The following is a 17,686-nucleotide window of genomic DNA, read 5'->3' on the forward strand; positions in this document are numbered from 1 at the left end:
ACTTATTACTGAATTTTGCACCATAATTAAATGTCTAACAATTAAATTTTTAAATTATGGCAGAAACACAAGTAACACAGTTGTATGGTGTAAACCCACAGGATTTGTTAAATCCTTTAGAGAGTATCAAAACTCTCTTAATAGAGCTAAAAGAATTATTAAACCCTACTGACAAATGGCTAAGTCGAAAGGATGTAGCAGAAATGTTAGGAATCTCTATTGGTACAGTTCATAACTGGACAACAGCTGGGAGATTAAAATCATACGGAGGAGGAAGAAGAGTTTACTACAAGTCTTCCGAAGTAGAAAATGCTCTTGTTGAATTAAAAAGATAATGTTATGAAAACAGTCATTATCCAAAAAGCTCTTTTAAGCCATTTAAGAGAGCTTTTGATTCAGCACAACCAATTTACTCAAAAACAGCTAAAACTCGATTACGCAGTATTCTTTGCAAGCCTAATCAACAGTTTACCCACTTACTACAGAAATAATGAGCAAGAACATAACAAAGTACGGCTAAATTCTCAAATAATGAGAAAATATTCGAGTTGTTATAAATACTACATTGATTTTTTAGTTAAGGAAAAATTGATAGAATTGGTTAAGGAGTATGGAGCAGATATAAAAGAATGCAGAACTTATAAAATAGCTGATAAGTATTCTTGTGATGAAGTTGTAAGTTATCCGATTACAGATAAAAAATTACTTGGTAAGTTTACAGATAAAACAACAGCTGTAAAAGGAAAAGAAATCTGTAAAGCTCAAAGACCTCATCTTGTTAAATTCTTTGATGAGTATTTAGAAATAGATAGTCATAAGGCTTTTGATGTAGTAAAACCTTTTCGACTAAGTAATTATCCAAAATACATTCATAGCACACAACTTATAACCGAATTTCACACACAAGACTGGCATTTTTCCATTAAGCCTGAAACTGATAACAGATTACATAGCAGTTTAACAAGATTAAACAAGATTCTTAGAACATTTGTAACCTATAAAGGAAAGCATTTAGGCTGTATTGATATTCAGACTTCACAGCCTTATTTCTTTTCGGTTCTTTTAAAAGCAATTTTGTTAAAGGACAAAAGATTGTTAGAGAATATTGGAGCAACCTCATTACTCAAAAAAGAACATATTGAGGGATTATTTACTTTAAAAATTGACAGAGATGAGGTAATAAAATTTGTTCACTTAGTTATAAGTGATAAAAAAGATTTTTACACCTTGATTCAGGAAGAGTTTGATATAACCTATGATAAAACAGGAAAACCTTTCAGAATGGTTACAAATTACTCTAATCGTAAAAAGAAAATAATTAATACGGAAAAACCGAAAAAGAAAGAAGTTTACGAATCTGAAAGAGATTTTGCTAAATCGGTTGTTATGGAGATTTTTTATAGTAGTTCTAAATCAACTGTTTCAGAGATAAAAATTTTCAAAAATAAATTTCCAAATGTATTCAAAATTATGAGTTATATCAAAAATGAATGTGTTGAGCTTTACACACTGTTAAGTCATATAGAAGCCTGTTGTCTATTAGATTGTGTTGCATTACGATTTAGCAAAAAACATCCTCATATTCCTTTATGGAGCATTCACGACAGCTTGGTAACAACAGAGAATTATCTACCTCTATTGAAAGAAGAAATAGAAAAACTGTTATATGATATAACAACTTTAAAAGTAAATACTAAAATGGAATATTGGTAACAATAATAAGGAATACTTATTATAGTAAATACTATACTAATACTTTTACCCCCTAATGTTACAGTTTTTCAAAATAAGGAAAATTTTAAAAATGCTAAATACTGATAATCAGCATTTAGCATTTTTTATCTAGTAATTATCAACTTATTTTATAAGTTTGTAACAGCATTAAGAACCTCTTTGATGAGGTAGCAACCAACTGGCAAGTAAAGGTGCTAAAGCAATGTGCCATAATCTAAATGGAAAAATATGCCAAACACCAGTTTTATACATTCCGTTGTTCGTTTCGTAAAAGAGCATAATTACTCTGATAGCTTGTTTTCTAAATCGTTTTTGGAATACATTTCAAGGCATTACAAGGATTGTTTTATCAATAAAAGTATTGTTGTTTCACAAGAGCAGAAAATGGCTAAAAACAAATCAATTGAGGTTGGTCAAGTTACTGTTTCTGAAAGACAATCATTAACTCACGTTTATATTTCAAGAACTGGAGATAAACAGACGATAACGGAATTTAGAGAAAGTTTGAAAAAATACCCAAACAATGAGATAGTTGATAAATACAACAAGATTGAACGGTTATATGGAGTACATCAGCAGGTGTTATATCTTATAGCTATGAATCAGGAATTTATATTACGGTTTGGAAAAACACCTTTTCAGATTGAAGAAAATTGTTTAGTTGGTTTGGGAAGAAAAATTTTATATATCGGTAACATTTATAGTTTTGTATTTGTCGATGAGAACTGACAAAATATGTATCACAATTCGTAAATTTGCAGAAATGATAAAGCAGAAGATATAAGTAAAAGAAAATTTTAGATAGTAAAATATAGATTAGCATTAGCAATTATCTTGTTCAGAAAACTGGCAATTTTTAGACACACAAGAATAATAAGCTCAATGTTCGTGCTTTGCACGAACTTTGGTTTATTTGTGTGTGGGTATGCCAGTACTTCTGAACAGTAAGCTAAAAGTACCGTGCTTTTTTTGTCCAAATTTTAACTTCACTTCGGTACTGGTGGATACATACTATTTTTTTATGAGTACAGCCCTTTATGTATTATTAGGAATTGCCCTTGCTATTGTTGTTCTCAATGTTTTAAACAAGTCATCTCAAAGAAAGATACTAAATAGTATCAAAAAAGATTTTCTTGGAAACGATGCAGAAACAGTCATCTCTAATTTACCCAAGATAGAAAAGGTAATAAAAAGAGAGGTTATTGGAGGAAAAGAATATGTAGTTATATCAACGAACAGTTTAAGAACTCTAAAAATATATGAGTTCGAGAAAGGTTATTGCTGTTCTTTTTTCGTTCAAACATTAGAAATGATGTATATCTTACCAAACAACTTAAATTATGGGAAAGAATTTAACATCATAGAAAACGATAGCTTTGAAATAGGAATTGATTTGTCAGTAGTAAATAGAGAATTTATACCAACTTTTTTCAGTAACGGACTAACTGTCGAAATAACATCGAAAAGATTTGCTAAAATATTCAGGAGCATCGAACATAAGCCCTCTGTGAAAACAAGACCTTTATATATCTATGTCGTTAGTGATTCTGTAAATGGAATAGATAAGTTGATTGACTTTGTTAAAGATGATAAACTAAAAGTTCTTGAACACTTTAATAGAGATAAAATGGAGTATAGAGCTTGGTAATTCGTAACAATCAAAATTAAAATAAAGTTATTATTTTTACTATCAATTTTTATGTTGATGGGGTGTGGAGCAAATCCAGAACGGTATATGAACAATGTCGTTGAAAAAACATATATCGGAATGACTGAAAAAGAGTTTAAAGAACTTTTCAAAGACGAAAAAGTTATTGCAATGAAACCAGAGGTTACGGTTTATTTAATTGACAAGAGAACCTATCACGATTTATACGGTTGGAGGGGAGATTACAGGTATTTTTACTTTGTAAATCAAAAATTGGTTCAAGTTGATAAAGGAGAAAGAGCAGTAGATTATAGAATAAGAATAGATTAACTATGACAAGTATGACTAAAACTATGAAAATTGCTTTATCAATCCTATTTCTACTCTGTTTATTAGACTGGAGTTACGGATATTATCAGTTTATCCGTTTTTTAGGTATGATTGGCTTCGGAGTTTTGGCTTATCAGGAAAGAGATAAAAAAGATAAGACTTGGCTTGTCATTTGGTTGGCTTCTGCTTTACTTATCAATCCGTTTGTTAAAGTAGCATTAGGAAGAACGATTTGGAACATTATAGATGTTATATGGGCTGTTTTACTGATTGTTTCAACCTATAAGGAGAAAACAGTCAAAACCCAAATAAAACCCTTTAAAACAAGAGATAAATTCGACTTCAAGAACACAACTTACAAGATTTGCATCAGTTCGGATATTGTCTTCTATTGGATAAATTTTAGTTATTTCAAACATAACTTTGCTAATGATGAAGAAGTATATAATACATCAATAGAGGGAGTTCCAACGTTTCTAAAGCTTCAAAATTCATATACTAAAAATTATGATGACTTATTCGATGCTGATTATTCAAAGTTTGAAACAGACACCTTGTTCACTATCATTTGGTATGGATATAGGCAAGAATTAACAGCGAAGACAGGAGCAGTAAAAAAGTTCAAAAGTTTGGAGATTGAAAAGATAGAAGTTTATGAAGTTAATAATGAGGGAAATACAGAGCTAATTGAAATTTGTGATAAGGAAAGGCTCAACTCATTAGGGATTTTATATTAACCAAAAAAATTGAGTAAATGAAAGACAAAGGGGTAGGTGTGAAAATCTACCCCTTTCTTGTTAGAAAGAAATTCCAAATGTTTTTAAGGGTGTGGGGGCTTCCGAAAGACTTTTACAGATATATTTTTCAACTTTTTTTCTCTGCTCGACTTGTTAGGGTAACTCTGTAAGGTGTTTTATACTCCTATATGAAATTACCCTTATTTTGGTTGATTGTCATCGAGCAGAAAGGAAAAGAATCTAATCAGGGAAAGGGTTAATAAACAACATCAGAATAATACAACTGGACAAAGGTTTAGTAAGAATGTTTTTAGCTATATATCCTTGTTTTTTATTGAGTGTTGGATAATTCGTTGGACAATAAAAACGATTATAAAAAATAAACCTCAGCAAATCAATGACTTACTGAGGTTATTTGCTCCCCCTCTTGGGCTCGAACCAAGGACCCTCTGATTAACAGTCAGATGCTCTAACCAACTGAGCTAAGGAGGAAGGTATTTTATACCTACCTAAAGGTTACACGTTTAAAGCATTTGCTTTGCTCCCCCTCTTGGGCTCGAACCAAGGACCCTCTGATTAACAGTCAGATGCTCTAACCAACTGAGCTAAGGAGGAAGGTGTGTTACCTTTATTGCGATGCAAATATAGTGTGTTTTCTGCTTTTTACAAATATTTTCTGCAAAAAATCTAACTTTTTTCAGCTCTCTCCCTTTAATGTTGGTAGCCCTAGACGATAACGAGTTGCTATCAAACGAATTACAAAAACAGAAACTGCAGTAGAAATTTGTACAATAACCGCATCTAAGCCGATCGACTGCAACGTATAGTAGATAATTACCCCAAAAATACAAGCTAATGCATACCATTCTTGACGGAAGATCGCTGGAATTTCATTAATCAACGTATCGCGTATCATTCCGCCAACTACACCCGTAATAGTAGCCATAATAACTACAACCCAAAAGGGATAGCCCATGGCAAGGGTTTTCTCAGTTCCTACAACAACAAATAACCCCAAGCCAATACTGTCAAACCAAAGAAAGGTGTTATTTAATCGGATTAATTTCTGCGGAAAGGCAATTACAAGTATTAAAGCAATAATGGTACACCAGACATATACACTCGTCAACATCCAAAAGGGAGTGACACCAAGCAGTAAATCGCGTAGAGTTCCCCCACCCGTTGCTGTTACAAATCCGACGACAAAAGCACCAAACCAATCCACACTCTTAGCAGAGGCTAATCGGATTCCAGAGATGGCAAAGGCGATTGTTCCAAAAAATTCAATGACATCGACAAATTCTATTGTCGTCCAAAATTCCACAAAGGTGTTCACCAACTCATTCATAAACCAAAATGAAAATTACGCTATTTAATTACAACTGTTTTTTTATTGACAAAGGCCAACAAGCCTTCCTCTGACATTTCTCTTCCTATACCTGAAAATTTGGATCCCCCAAAAGGCACACGAGGATCCGAAATCACCATTTCATTTATAAAAACAGCACCATCGTCAAAGTGATGGATCCAGCGTTTGAGTTCTTCAATATCTTTGCCAAAAATGGAAACCCCTAGACCAAAACGAGAATTATTACTCAACGCTACGGCTTCTGCTACTGTTTCAAATCCGACAACAAGGGCGAGTGGCCCAAATGTTTCTTGAGTAAAAATGGGCATTTGATCTGTCACAGCTGTAACCACCGTGGGTTCAAACCAATTTTTATCGCGAGTACCACCACAAACGACACGAGCACCCATAGCTATAGACTCATTTAACAGGGTTTCTAGCTCAATTGCGAGGTCTTTACGCGCCATCAGCCCTATCCTTGTATCAGGATGCATTAAGTCGCCCTGAGTAAACTGCTGCGCTTCTTGTGCCAAACGAGATGTAAATTCTTCCTCTAAGGAGTGGTGCACTAAGAATCGCTTGGCAGCGATGCAGCTTTGTCCTGTATTTTGAAAACGAGCATTCACGGCTATTGGAATAATCGAATCGAGATCTGCCCCCTCGGTTACGATAAACGCATTACTACCTCCCAACTCCAAGAGCACGGGTTTAATCAAGCTTCCTGCCTTTTGGGCTACTGCACTTCCAGCAGGCTCACTTCCCGTCAACGATACTCCTTTCACTACAGGATGTGCGATCACCTCCTCTACTTCGCTTCCAGGAATGGACAAATTAAAATACACTTGCTCATAACCGGGAATAGCAAAACACGATTCCAACGCCTGTGCGGATAAAGGCACATTACTGGCGTGCTTCAACAAGACTGTATTTCCAGCCAACAAGGTGGGAATCGCAAATCGAAACACCTGCCAAAAGGGAAAATTCCATGGCATAACACCTAAGATCACACCCATCGGGTCGTGTACTATATAGGTTTCTGACCAACGCGTTTCAATCGTTCTCCCTTGCAAAATAGCCTCCCCCTCTTCGATATAGTAGTCGATCAATGTGGCACACTTCTCCACTTCAGCGATGGATTGACTGATGGGTTTAAACATATCTTGGGTGATCATCGCACCATAGCGCGCCTTATTTGCCAAGAGTTTTTCTTTGACCTTTTCCAGATATACGATGCGATTTGCAATCGACAAACTGCGCCAATAGCCAAAGGCCTCTTGCGCTTTTTCAATGGTATTTTCAACTTCTTTTTTCATCTTAATTTTTTTTCTATCATAAATTTACAACATCAACTAAACTAATCGCATCAATCGCACAAAAAAAGACAATTTCTTTTTTTTCATTGCGCAAAACAACGGGCACACAGAAAAATATTCTGTTCTTCAAATAAAAGGGAAGAAGTGCATCTTTCAATATAAGGTTTATCTTTGCAAGAATCAAATCATACACCCATGAATAAAAATGCAAAATTACTGACGATTGGATTAATTCTCTTCGCGTTAAGCTTGATTTTAAAAGCACTTCAGATCATCAATACAACAGTGAGTACAATTGTTATATTACTTGGATTTGCTTTTATTGTCGTTTCGCTATACAACTTAGTTTTTAAGCGATTGAGAAAAAAATAATTCCTTCTGTGTAGAAGCTTTCCCTCTCCTAATGGCACAAAAAAAACAGCAGCAAACGATTGTTTACCACTGTTTTTATTCTTGTAGATCCTTGTTTAAACGAAGGAATATATTATTTCTTTAAAACTTTTGATAAGTTTTCAAGCATCACAGTTGTCATACCCGCAAGATCATACTTGTGTTTCCAGTTCCAATCTTGTTGAGCACTGCTATCGTCTATACTTGCAGGCCAGCTATCAGCAATAGCTTGACGGAAATCAGGTTCATAGGAAATAGTAAAATCAGGAATGTGTTTTGTAATTTCTGCGGCAATTTCTTCTGGAGTAAAGGAAATTCCACCCAAATTGTAAGAAGAGCGAATTTTAACCGCTTCTTTTGGTGCTTGCATAATACCCACAGTTGCGTCTAAAGCGTCGTCCATATACATCATTGGCAATCCTGTTTTCTCAGACAAGAAACAGTTGTAATGTTGGTCTTCAATAGCTTTATAGAAAATATCAACTGCGTAATCTGTTGTTCCACCACCTGGAGGAGTTGTCCAAGAAATCAAACCAGGGTAACGGATACTGCGCACATCAACGCCGTATTTATTAAAATAGTATTCGCACCAACGCTCTCCTGTTTGCTTTGAAATACCATAAACCGTACTTGGCTCCATTACGGTGTATTGTGGCGTATTTTCTCTAGGCGTTGTAGGACCAAATACAGCAATAGAAGACGGCCAAAATATTTTTTTAATTTTACCTTCTTTCGCTAGGTTTAGGACGTGAAACAGGGAGTTCATGTTTAGATCCCAAGCAAAAGCTGGATTTTTTTCAGCTGTTGCAGACAATAAAGCGGCCATCAAATAAACTTCGTCCACTTGATGTTTCTCAATTGCTTGAGCCACTTCTTCAAACACCATCGCGTTCACAATTTCAAAGGGTCCTGAGCTCATTAATGCTTCATTTCCCTCTCTAATATCTGAGGCGATTACATTCTCATTTCCATAGATACCACGTAGCTTTAACGTAAGTTCAGAGCCAATTTGTCCACAAGCTCCAATAATTAATATTTTGGTTCCCATTTGTTTTGTATTTAGTTGCGCAAATATAGCCGTTGCCAAACAATAAATCAATGATTAAAAGCACATTTCTATGACTTTATAAATAATTTATCGTATAGAAATAAAATCCCCTCGCCATAATTCGCTATGGTTTATCGCAAAGCAAGTCGAAAAAATTCAATAACATTCGTAAATTTGAGCTTTGAAATTCAAGCATATGAAAAATATTGGGATAATTCTACTTCTAGTTGTTGGATTGAGTCTAGGCTCTTGCAAAAAGGAGATTGATCAAAGTCAGGTAGAACAAACAAAACTACAGCAGTACAACGATAGTATCTTTAGTCATTTAATGAAGGAATGGAAATTTAGAGTTCCCAAAACATCCAAAGAGTTAACTCCAATTCTAACGGATTGGAAGCCGTGGAACAACCTAATGAACGAGGTAAAATTACGCCCAGTTTCGACGATTGGCGCATTTCAGAAAAAAGCAGCTACTTTAACTGAAGTTGCACAGAATCTTACCTACCAGGCCTATCCTAGTCAATTAAATACACCCGATATTCAGGCGCGCTATACCACTTTGCTTACTTCATTTCAAAATTTGGAGATGTACATTGACTTAGATCCAATCGATGTAGAAAAAGTAGATGAATGGTTGGACCGTATTCAGATCAATATGGATGATCTGGTTCGCATGATGGAGGAAAACTTAGTGCGTCAAAATTATGCAAAACAAGCAGGTGAAGACGCCATGCTTGAGGAAATGCAACAAATGAGAAACGAAGTTCGAAATGCAAACCCTGAAGAAGAAGCACACTAATTTATGGAAATAAAACAATATTTTAATGAAGCTCTACAAACCAAACAGGTTGTACAAGATTTATTAAATAGTCGACAACACCTATTTTTCAAAGGACTAGTGGGAACAGCGCTGTCCTTTCAAATTGAAAGTTTATTTCGACAGTCCGAACTTCCTTTCTTATTGATCTTTAACGACAAAGAAGAAGCCGCATATTACCTGAACGATTTAGAACACTTGATCAACAAACAAGATGTGTTGTTCTATCCAGGGTCGTACCGTCGTCCTTATCAAATTGAAGAAACAGACAACGCCAACGTATTGTTGCGTGCAGAAGTACTCAACCGCATTAGCTCGCGCAAAAAACCCGCGATCATGGTATCCTATGCCGAGGCAATCTTTGAAAAGGTAGTTACAAAAAAAGTTTTAGAAAAAAATACCCTCAAAGTTCAAATTGGCGATCAATTGTCCATTGATTTTGTCAATGAAACCCTATTTGAATACAATTTCAAACGCGTTGATTTTGTTGCTGAACCAGGAGAATTCTCCGTTAGAGGGGGGATTATAGACGTATTTTCATTCTCCAATGACCATCCGTATCGCCTTGAATTTTTTGGTAATGAAATCGACAGTATACGAACGTTTGATGTGGAAACACAACTTTCAGTAGACAAACAGAAAAAGATCACCATTATTCCCAATGTGGAAAATAAATTTACAGCTGAAACCAGAGAGAGTTTCTTAGAGTACATTGCTGAAAAAACGGTAATTCTCGCTCAAAACACCGCATTTATTGTGGATCAGTTGAACCGAAATTTTGAAAAGGCAGGGGCTATTTTTGAAAAGTTAAACAAGGACCTACAGTATTCGAATCCCGATCAGATGTTTTTAAAGGGGGACGTTTTCGTACATCAAGCAGCGCTATTCAACTATATTGAGCTTACCGATAGTTCGTATATAAGTCCGAGTAAAACATATGTTTTCCACACCAAACCTCAGCCGTCATTCAACAAGCAGTTCGACTTATTGGTGCGCAATTTAAATGATAATTCCGATGCGGGATACACCAATTATTTATTCTGTGCGAACGAAAACCAAGCGCGTCGATTCAAAGATATTTTTGATGCTATTCGCGATGAAAATCAAAACCAAGTCGTGCAGCAATACAAAACTGTCGTTAGCCCGATATACGAGGGGTTTATTGATGAAGAGAAACAAATTGCCTGTTATACGGACCATCAAATTTTCGAACGCTACCACAAATTTACCCTTAAAAACGGTTATACGAAGAAGCAAACCATCACCCTAAAAGAGATCAACTCTTTGAGTGTTGGAGACTATGTGACACATATCGACCATGGAATTGGGAAGTTTGGAGGTTTACAGAAGATTCAAGTCGAAGGAAAAACCCAAGAAGCGATAAAATTAGTTTACGCAGACAACGATATAGTGTATGTGAGTATTCACTCCCTACACAAAATAGCCAAGTACAATGGCAAAGATGGAGCCGTACCCAAAATACACAAGCTGGGTTCATCTGCTTGGAAAAATTTAAAGACAAAAACCAAAGCTCGCGTAAAACACATAGCGTTTAACTTGATTCAGCTTTATGCTAAGCGAAGAACGCAAAAAGGATTTGCTTGTGCACCAGACAGCTACCTTCAACACGAATTAGAGAGTTCTTTTATATACGAGGATACGCCTGACCAATTAAAAGCTACACAAGAAGTAAAAGCCGATATGGAGTTGGAGCGCCCTATGGATCGCTTAGTATGTGGGGATGTAGGTTTTGGGAAGACGGAAGTTGCCATTCGAGCGGCCTTTAAAATGGTTGACAACGGCAAACAAGTAGCGGTCCTCGTTCCAACGACGATATTGGCATTCCAGCACTTCAAGACCTTCTCTGAACGTCTAAAGGATATGCCTGTGCGGGTGAGTTACTTGAACCGATTTAGAACGGCCAAGCAAAAAAGCGATATTTTGCGCGATTTGGAAGCCGGTCAAATCGACATTCTCATTGGAACCCATCAATTAGTAAATAAAAACGTAGTTTTTAAGGATTTAGGCTTGCTCATCATTGATGAGGAACAGAAATTTGGGGTAGCCGTAAAGGACAAATTAAAAACGATTGCCGAAAATGTAGACACCCTTACCTTAACGGCAACGCCAATTCCGAGAACCTTGCAATTCTCGCTCATGGCGGCTCGTGATTTATCAGTCATTACAACGCCTCCACCCAATCGATACCCGATAGAAACCAATGTAGTTGGTTTTAATGAGGAAGTGATTCGCGATGCAGTTGCCTACGAAATAGAACGCGGCGGACAAGTGTATTTCATCAACAATCGCATTGAGAACATACGCGAAGTTGCGGGTATGATTCAGCGCCTAGTTCCCGATGCTAAAGTTGGAGTGGGACACGGTCAAATGGATGGCAAAAAATTAGAGGAACTCATGCTCGCTTTTATGGATGGTGAGTTTGACGTACTGGTGGCAACGACCATTATTGAAAGTGGTTTAGACGTACCCAATGCCAATACAATTCTAATCAACAACGCCAATAATTTTGGCTTATCCGACTTGCATCAAATGCGCGGCCGCGTAGGTCGAAGCAATAAAAAAGCATTTTGTTATTTCATATGCCCGCCTTATTCTGTGATGACAGAGGAAGCGCGCAAACGCATCCATGCGTTAGAACAATTCAGCGACCTGGGCAGTGGTTTTAACATCGCTATGAAAGACTTAGAAATCCGCGGTGCGGGGGATATACTAGGTGGAGAACAAAGTGGTTTTATCAATGAAATTGGCTTTGAAACTTACCAAAAAATTATGCAAGAAGCGATTGAGGAATTGAAAGAAAATGAATTCAAAGACCTCTATGCTGAAGAATCCAAAGAAGAGAAGAAAGTATTTGTCCGCGATTGTCAGATCGATACGGATTTCGAAATCCTATTCCCAGATGAATACGTCAACAATATTACTGAGCGCTTAAATCTTTACAATGAATTAAGTGTTATCACCACAGAAACGGGCTTACAAGAGTACGAACAACGCCTCATTGACCGTTTTGGTCCCCTACCAAAACAAGCTATTGCTCTTTTAGACAGTTTGCGCATCAAATGGCATGCTAGTAACCTCGGGATTGAAAAAGTGATTCTAAAGCAAGGAAAAATGGTTTGCTATTTTATCGGTGACCAAAAATCGGAGTTCTTTACATCGCCAAAGTTCAGACAAGTATTGACCTTCGTGCAACAGCGCTCGCACTTGTGTAAAATGCGTGAAAAAGAAACGAAAAATGGCTTGCGCCTCATGCTTACTTTTGATCAAGTAAAATCAGTTAAAAAAGCCCTAGAGTATTTAGCTGGAATTGATTTGATGTGATAAGTAGTGTGGTTTGTCCTTTGCGCGATTTGGCTTTTGGCTTTCGTGTAAACTGTGAACTGTAAATCTATAAAAAAAGCCAGCTCGATGAGCTGGCTTTTTTATTAATATCCGAATAAGTCTTCTAAAGTTAATTCTTTGATTGTACCGAATTTTTTAACGGCTTCCCAATCTAAGTTTTCTTTTTTACCTATAAGACCTACGTTAAACGTTTTTCCTTTTACGTGTTGGTTAAAGAAGTTTACCAAGTCCGTCATTTGCATGTCTTGGGTTTGTTTGTAGATATCTTTGTTGATATCATAGTCAATGCCTCTTTCTTGCAATCCTAACCAGTAGTAAAAAATTTGCGCCTTTGTATAACGCTGTGTAGCGATATTTTTCAACGCTGAATTTTTCGCATTTTCGAACTGATTTTGTGCCTGTGGCATATCATTCATCAAGTCCATCATCGCATCAACGGCTTGTGGCAATTTGTTTGCTTGTGTACCAACATAAGCCATTACATAGTTGTATCTATCCAATTTACCTGCATTGGCATATGCTGCATAAGCAGAGTAAGCCAATGATTTTGACTCTCTAATTTCTTGGAACACAACAGATGCCATTCCTCCACCGAAGTAGCTATTAAACACACTTGAAGTGGCTAATAAATCTTTGTTGAATTTAGATTCTCTACCACGGTAGGAAATTTCTGCTTGTACCATATCATAAGGAGCAAAGTAAACCGTTCCGTCTGTAGCTGGTTCAGCGTATACTTTCTTCACAGGCGGTGTTTTTCCTTTTCCTAAGTTGTGCGTAGACGTAATTGCTTTTTTCACTGTAGCTAAATCATTTCCGTAGTAAAATACTTCTTGATTATAGTCGAAGAAATTGTGTAATAAACCTACTAATTCTGTTGGCTTGATCGCTTTCAATTCTTCTTCGCTCAAAATATCTTTGAATCGGCTCAATTGATTTCCAGATACAATATAGCTGTTCAACGCACGTTGAATTCCTCCTTTACTCGATTTCGCATCAAAACGAGATTTCAGGATTTGGTCTACTAAATTATCGTATGCCGCTTGATCTGCTTTCGCATCTGTTACTAAATGCTCTAACAATTTAATTCCAGCAGGGATATTCTCTTTTAATCCAGAGATCGTAATATACGACTTGTCGATTCCTGTATTCAATGAATAATCCACTCCTAATTTGTAGAATTCCTTGCGAATATCTGCTGGAGAATACGTATTGGTACCGATGTAGTCTAAATACTCTAGCGCTAGGTTCAATTTCTTATCGTGATCTGATCCAACAGGTGTTATATACGTAACAGTAGCCAAGTCGTTGGTTACATTTTCAATGCTGTATAATGTAGTATTGATCTTGCCTATTTTCTCTTTTTTCAACGCTTTATTGAAATCGATAAATTCGGGTTGAATATCTTTAACGGCAACTTGATTTAACGCTTTATAGAACTCAGATTCACTATCTCTATTTAGGTCGATTGGCGTGATACCTGGATTTTCAACGCGAACTAAGTCTTTGTTTTCGCCTTGACGTTTGTAAACAATAGCGTAGTTGTCTTTATAGTTTTCATTGGCAAAACGGATGATGTCAGCTTTGGTAATATGTTCCATGCGGTCAATTTCACTAACTGCTTCTTCCCATGTTCTTCCATGGATAAATGCTTGGTACATTTCACTTGCCATTGCATCGTTATCCTCCAGTGCTGCCATAGAGTTCTTTCTCAACTCATTGATTACCGCTTGTAACAACCACTCGTCAAATTCACCTGCTTTAATTTTCTCGATTTGCTCTAATAGGATGTCTCTCACTTCTTCTAGGGTTTGTCCTTCATTGGGCATACCTGTTAATTGGTGAACCGAGTAATCCTTCATAATCATCGGAGAACTTCCAGCATATAATGTTTTTTGTTTTTGGTTGATATCTAAGTCGATCAACCCAGCTTGACCGTTGCTCAATAACATATCAATCATCGCTACATACAGGGCATCTTGTGTTTTTGCACCTCCTAAGCGGAATCCCATTTCTACGCGTTCTGCCTGTGGGCTAAATACTTCCGCAGATTTAATTCCCGTAATCGGTTGTTCCACAGCCACATATTCCTTCGGCTGTGCTCCTTTTTTCATAGAACCGAAATACGTATTGACCAGTTGAATTGTTTCATCAAATTGGATATCCCCTACTAAAACAATCGCAATATTATTTGGTACATAATATTGATCGAAATAGTTGTGAATCGCAACCATAGAAGGGTTCTTCAAGTGCTCAGACGTACCGATAGTCGTTTGTGTACCATAATGTGTTGTTGGGAACAACAACGTCATCATTTTTTCGTGAGACGCCCAAAAATCGTTGTCTTGACCACGGTTAAACTCCTCGTATACCGCCTCTAATTCCGTGTGGAATAAACGCAAAACTAGTTGAGAAAAACGCTCTTTTTCAATGATTAAGAATTTCTCTAACTCATTAGAAGGGATCACGTTTTTATATACTGTTTCATCAAACCACGTATGTGCATTCGTTCCTGTTGCACCAATAGAAGCAACTGATTTGTCGTACTCATTTGCAACAGCGTATTGAGAAGCTTCTTTGGAAATTTCGTCAATGCGCTTATAAAGTGCTTTTTTCTTTTCTGGATTTGTTTCGTTTTTATGTTGCTCGTACAAATCGGAAATTTGTTTAATCAGGTCTTGCTCTACCTCCCAATTAATTGTTCCTAATTTAGATGTTCCTTTGAACAACATATGCTCCAAGTAGTGAGCTAATCCTGTATTGTCTTCAGGATCATTGTTTGATCCCGTACGCACTGGAATATAAGTTTGGATTCTTGGTTCATCGTGATTTTGTGCTAAATAAACCTTTAATCCATTATTTAATGTGTAAATTCTAGCCTTTGCTGGATCGTTTTCTACGTATTCGTAGGTGAATCCCTGAGCATCCGTTTTTGTAAGCGTTTTATATTGAGCGTGTAAAACTCCACTCATAGAAAATATAAAACCTAACAAGAGGTGTCTTTTTTTCATAAATAGAACATTTTGTATGTCCAAAGCTAAACATAATTCTTATTTATCAAACAAAAATTACGTATGGATAAAAAAGAAAACGTCCTAAGTTTGTATACTTAGGACGTTTTTTATTGGTGTACTATTTAATAGCTTCGTAAATTGGTGTTCCAATGTTCCCATTGGGAAATTCAATTTTTAAGATTTGCGCAAGGGTAGGCGCTATATCTGTCATATGGGTCTGACGGGTTGTTTTTCCTGGTTTCACCCCCCATCCTAAGAATACAGCAGGAATATGAGCATCATATGAATTCCAACTTCCATGTGTTGTTCCCTTTCCATCTTGTACTCCACTAAACCATTGAGGTTCAAGGATAATTTGAATGGCTCCACTGCGCTTGTAGTTATATCCATTGACAATGCGTTCACGTAACATCTGTGGTACTGCCGCTGTAGCAGCGTCTTGCATATCCACAACAAAAGCTACGCCATCTAATTTTCTCAACTCCTTCATCGCCATCTCAATAACATCCTCCTCTTCAATATCATTCGCCTCAATAGCTTCATAATTTAAGTGTACTTGATAGTTTGACAGACTTCTTACCAATCCTGCCACACCAAATTTCCCCTCTAATTTTGCATTTAAATCTTTGCGAATAACTTTCGTATCAAAGTATCCTGAATTTCCTTTTTGATCGGCAAAGAACTTTGGATTATGAGCTGCTCCGTGATCTGCGCTCAAAAACAAGGTGTAATTTCCCTTTCCAACTGTTTGATCTAAATACGCTAAAAAATCAGCAATATCGCGGTCTAAACGCAAGTAAGTATCTTCAATTTCAATGGAATTAATCGCAAATTGGTGTCCGATATAATCAGTTGATGATAAGCTCACCGCTAAGAAATCTGTTACGTTTGCTGGATTATTTCCTAACTTTTCACTTTCAATAGCGCGTTTAGCAAAATCAAGCGTTAACGTATTTCCCTGTGGAGTACTCTTGATTAGTTCATAGCCATTGTCCTTTTTCAATTTTACTAAATCACGGGGAAATGTCGGTGCTTTCTCTCCTTTGAAAGGCTCTTCATAAACATTGTCATCCGCTGTACTCAACGCATAGGTTTGTATAGGATACAGTGTATTCCACCCTTCTTTATAGTACTTATCTACTAATTTTTCCTTATTGAATCCCTTTACCCAAGTAGGCAAATCATTCATATAGTACGTACTCGTAATCCAGTTTCCTGTTTTACCGTCTAACCAATAGGCAGCATTGGCAAAATGACCTGCGGGTAAAATTCCACCGCGATCTTTAATTGCAATTCCAATTACTTTAGATTGAAAATTAGTCGCTAATTTTAGCTGATCGGTAACAGTTGATACTAAGAGATTTTTAGGAGATTGTTGTCCTACTTTACCCTCGCCACCAACGGCTTGCACACTGTCATCTTGTGTACAGTACATCGGCTGTCCTGTCGCTTGGATGATAAAATCATTTCCTGCAATTCCATGAATCGCAGGTACACTTCCTGTATAAATGGTACTGTGTCCGATTGCAGTATAGGTAGGGACATAATCTATTAAAGTATTTTCACTTGAAAAACCTTCGTTTAGCAAGCGTTTGAATCCCTGATCACTATAGCGGTCGTAGTAACGATAGAGGTAATCCCATCTCATTTGATCCACTACAAGCCCCACTACTAACTTTGGTTTCTCTAGCTTCTCACTTGCAAAAATAGCCAGTGAAAATAAGCAGCTTAACGCTGTAATTACAGTTGATTTAACGTTCATTGTACTTCTTTTATTTGGGTGTTATTTAAGTAATTAAAAAGGTATAACAAAGCTATAAAAGTCATTTAACATAGAAAATAGTCTCTGTCTTAAAGTTTGCTACTCGATTTAACGAGCGCAAATCCATCAATTTTGACAAATAAAGTCTATTTGCACTAATTTCATATTACCTCAACATTAAATAT

General features: G+C 36.5%; 14 protein-coding genes, 2 tRNA genes and 1 riboswitch. Of the genes, 9 read left to right on the top strand and 7 right to left on the bottom strand.

Translation table 11 applies throughout. The features are described 5' to 3' along the window. Positions 1 to 56: 56 nt before the first annotated feature. From H4K35_RS02455 to H4K35_RS02480, 6 genes are all read left to right on the top strand, one after another. Complete coding sequence (locus H4K35_RS02455) at positions 57 to 335, top strand: helix-turn-helix domain-containing protein (protein ID WP_158961766.1); 279 nt, start codon at positions 57 to 59, stop codon at positions 333 to 335. Positions 336 to 339: 4 nt separating this feature from the next. Further along, on the top strand, positions 340 to 1,713 hold the full coding sequence (locus H4K35_RS02460; RefSeq protein WP_182625807.1) for a hypothetical protein: 1,374 nt from the start codon (positions 340 to 342) through the stop codon (positions 1,711 to 1,713). A 160-nt stretch (positions 1,714 to 1,873) separates the two neighbouring features. Beyond that, positions 1,874 to 1,972, top strand: a riboswitch (SAM-I-IV-variant riboswitch). Beyond that, on the top strand, positions 1,963 to 2,463 hold the full coding sequence (locus tag H4K35_RS02465; protein ID WP_182625808.1) for a hypothetical protein: 501 nt from the start codon (positions 1,963 to 1,965) through the stop codon (positions 2,461 to 2,463). It overlaps the preceding riboswitch by 10 nt. 292 nt (positions 2,464 to 2,755) lie before the next feature. After that, positions 2,756 to 3,382: a hypothetical protein gene (locus tag H4K35_RS02470; protein ID WP_182625809.1), complete on the top strand. Its 627-nt coding sequence runs from the start codon at positions 2,756 to 2,758 to the stop codon at positions 3,380 to 3,382. Positions 3,383 to 3,439: 57 nt separating this feature from the next. Next, positions 3,440 to 3,712: a hypothetical protein gene (locus tag H4K35_RS02475; protein ID WP_182625810.1), complete on the top strand. Its 273-nt coding sequence runs from the start codon at positions 3,440 to 3,442 to the stop codon at positions 3,710 to 3,712. 23 nt (positions 3,713 to 3,735) lie between these two features. Continuing rightward, positions 3,736 to 4,449: a DUF6804 family protein gene (locus H4K35_RS02480; protein ID WP_182625811.1), complete on the top strand. Its 714-nt coding sequence runs from the start codon at positions 3,736 to 3,738 to the stop codon at positions 4,447 to 4,449. 418 nt (positions 4,450 to 4,867) lie between these two features. Here the strand turns inward: H4K35_RS02480 and H4K35_RS02485 are convergent. The 4 genes from H4K35_RS02485 to H4K35_RS02500 all read right to left on the bottom strand — a co-directional run bounded on the left by H4K35_RS02485 (position 4,868) and on the right by H4K35_RS02500 (position 7,110). Beyond that, positions 4,868 to 4,941, bottom strand: a tRNA-Asn gene (locus tag H4K35_RS02485). Between the two features lie 49 nt (positions 4,942 to 4,990). Continuing rightward, positions 4,991 to 5,064: transfer RNA gene (locus tag H4K35_RS02490), tRNA-Asn, on the bottom strand. 82 nt (positions 5,065 to 5,146) lie between these two features. Continuing rightward, on the bottom strand, positions 5,147 to 5,797 hold the full coding sequence (locus H4K35_RS02495) for a trimeric intracellular cation channel family protein (RefSeq protein WP_182625812.1): 651 nt from the start codon (positions 5,795 to 5,797) through the stop codon (positions 5,147 to 5,149). Positions 5,798 to 5,817: 20 nt separating this feature from the next. Further along, positions 5,818 to 7,110 carry an aldehyde dehydrogenase family protein gene (locus H4K35_RS02500; RefSeq protein WP_182625813.1) on the bottom strand — a complete coding sequence of 431 codons (1,293 nt, stop codon included), beginning with the start codon at positions 7,108 to 7,110 and terminating at the stop codon, positions 5,818 to 5,820. Between the two features lie 195 nt (positions 7,111 to 7,305). Here H4K35_RS02500 and H4K35_RS02505 point away from each other — a divergent pair, with 195 nt between their 5' ends. Further along, the gene (locus H4K35_RS02505) at positions 7,306 to 7,482 is read left to right on the top strand and encodes a hypothetical protein (protein ID WP_182625814.1); all 177 of its coding nucleotides are present in this window, start codon (positions 7,306 to 7,308) and stop codon (positions 7,480 to 7,482) included. Between the two features lie 112 nt (positions 7,483 to 7,594). Here H4K35_RS02505 and H4K35_RS02510 read toward each other — a convergent pair whose 3' ends face one another. Further along, the gene (locus tag H4K35_RS02510) at positions 7,595 to 8,548 is read right to left on the bottom strand and encodes an NAD-dependent epimerase/dehydratase family protein (RefSeq protein ID WP_182625815.1); all 954 of its coding nucleotides are present in this window, start codon (positions 8,546 to 8,548) and stop codon (positions 7,595 to 7,597) included. A 196-nt stretch (positions 8,549 to 8,744) separates the two neighbouring features. Between H4K35_RS02510 and H4K35_RS02515 the strand changes: the two genes are divergently transcribed. After that, the gene (locus tag H4K35_RS02515) at positions 8,745 to 9,347 is read left to right on the top strand and encodes a hypothetical protein (RefSeq protein WP_182625816.1); all 603 of its coding nucleotides are present in this window, start codon (positions 8,745 to 8,747) and stop codon (positions 9,345 to 9,347) included. Positions 9,348 to 9,350: 3 nt separating this feature from the next. Further along, entirely contained in the window at positions 9,351 to 12,707 is a 3,357-nt protein-coding gene (mfd, locus tag H4K35_RS02520; RefSeq protein WP_182625817.1) for a transcription-repair coupling factor, read from the top strand. A 104-nt stretch (positions 12,708 to 12,811) separates the two neighbouring features. Here mfd and H4K35_RS02525 read toward each other — a convergent pair whose 3' ends face one another. After that, positions 12,812 to 15,736, bottom strand: coding sequence for a pitrilysin family protein (locus H4K35_RS02525; RefSeq protein ID WP_182625818.1), 2,925 nt, complete (start codon positions 15,734 to 15,736; stop codon positions 12,812 to 12,814). 121 nt (positions 15,737 to 15,857) lie between these two features. Beyond that, positions 15,858 to 17,501: an alkaline phosphatase PafA gene (gene pafA, locus H4K35_RS02530; RefSeq protein ID WP_182625819.1), complete on the bottom strand. Its 1,644-nt coding sequence runs from the start codon at positions 17,499 to 17,501 to the stop codon at positions 15,858 to 15,860. Between the last annotated feature and the right edge of the window lie 185 nt (positions 17,502 to 17,686).

This window comes from Myroides sp. NP-2, from assembly GCF_014145665.1.
Taxonomy (GTDB): domain Bacteria; phylum Bacteroidota; class Bacteroidia; order Flavobacteriales; family Flavobacteriaceae; genus Flavobacterium.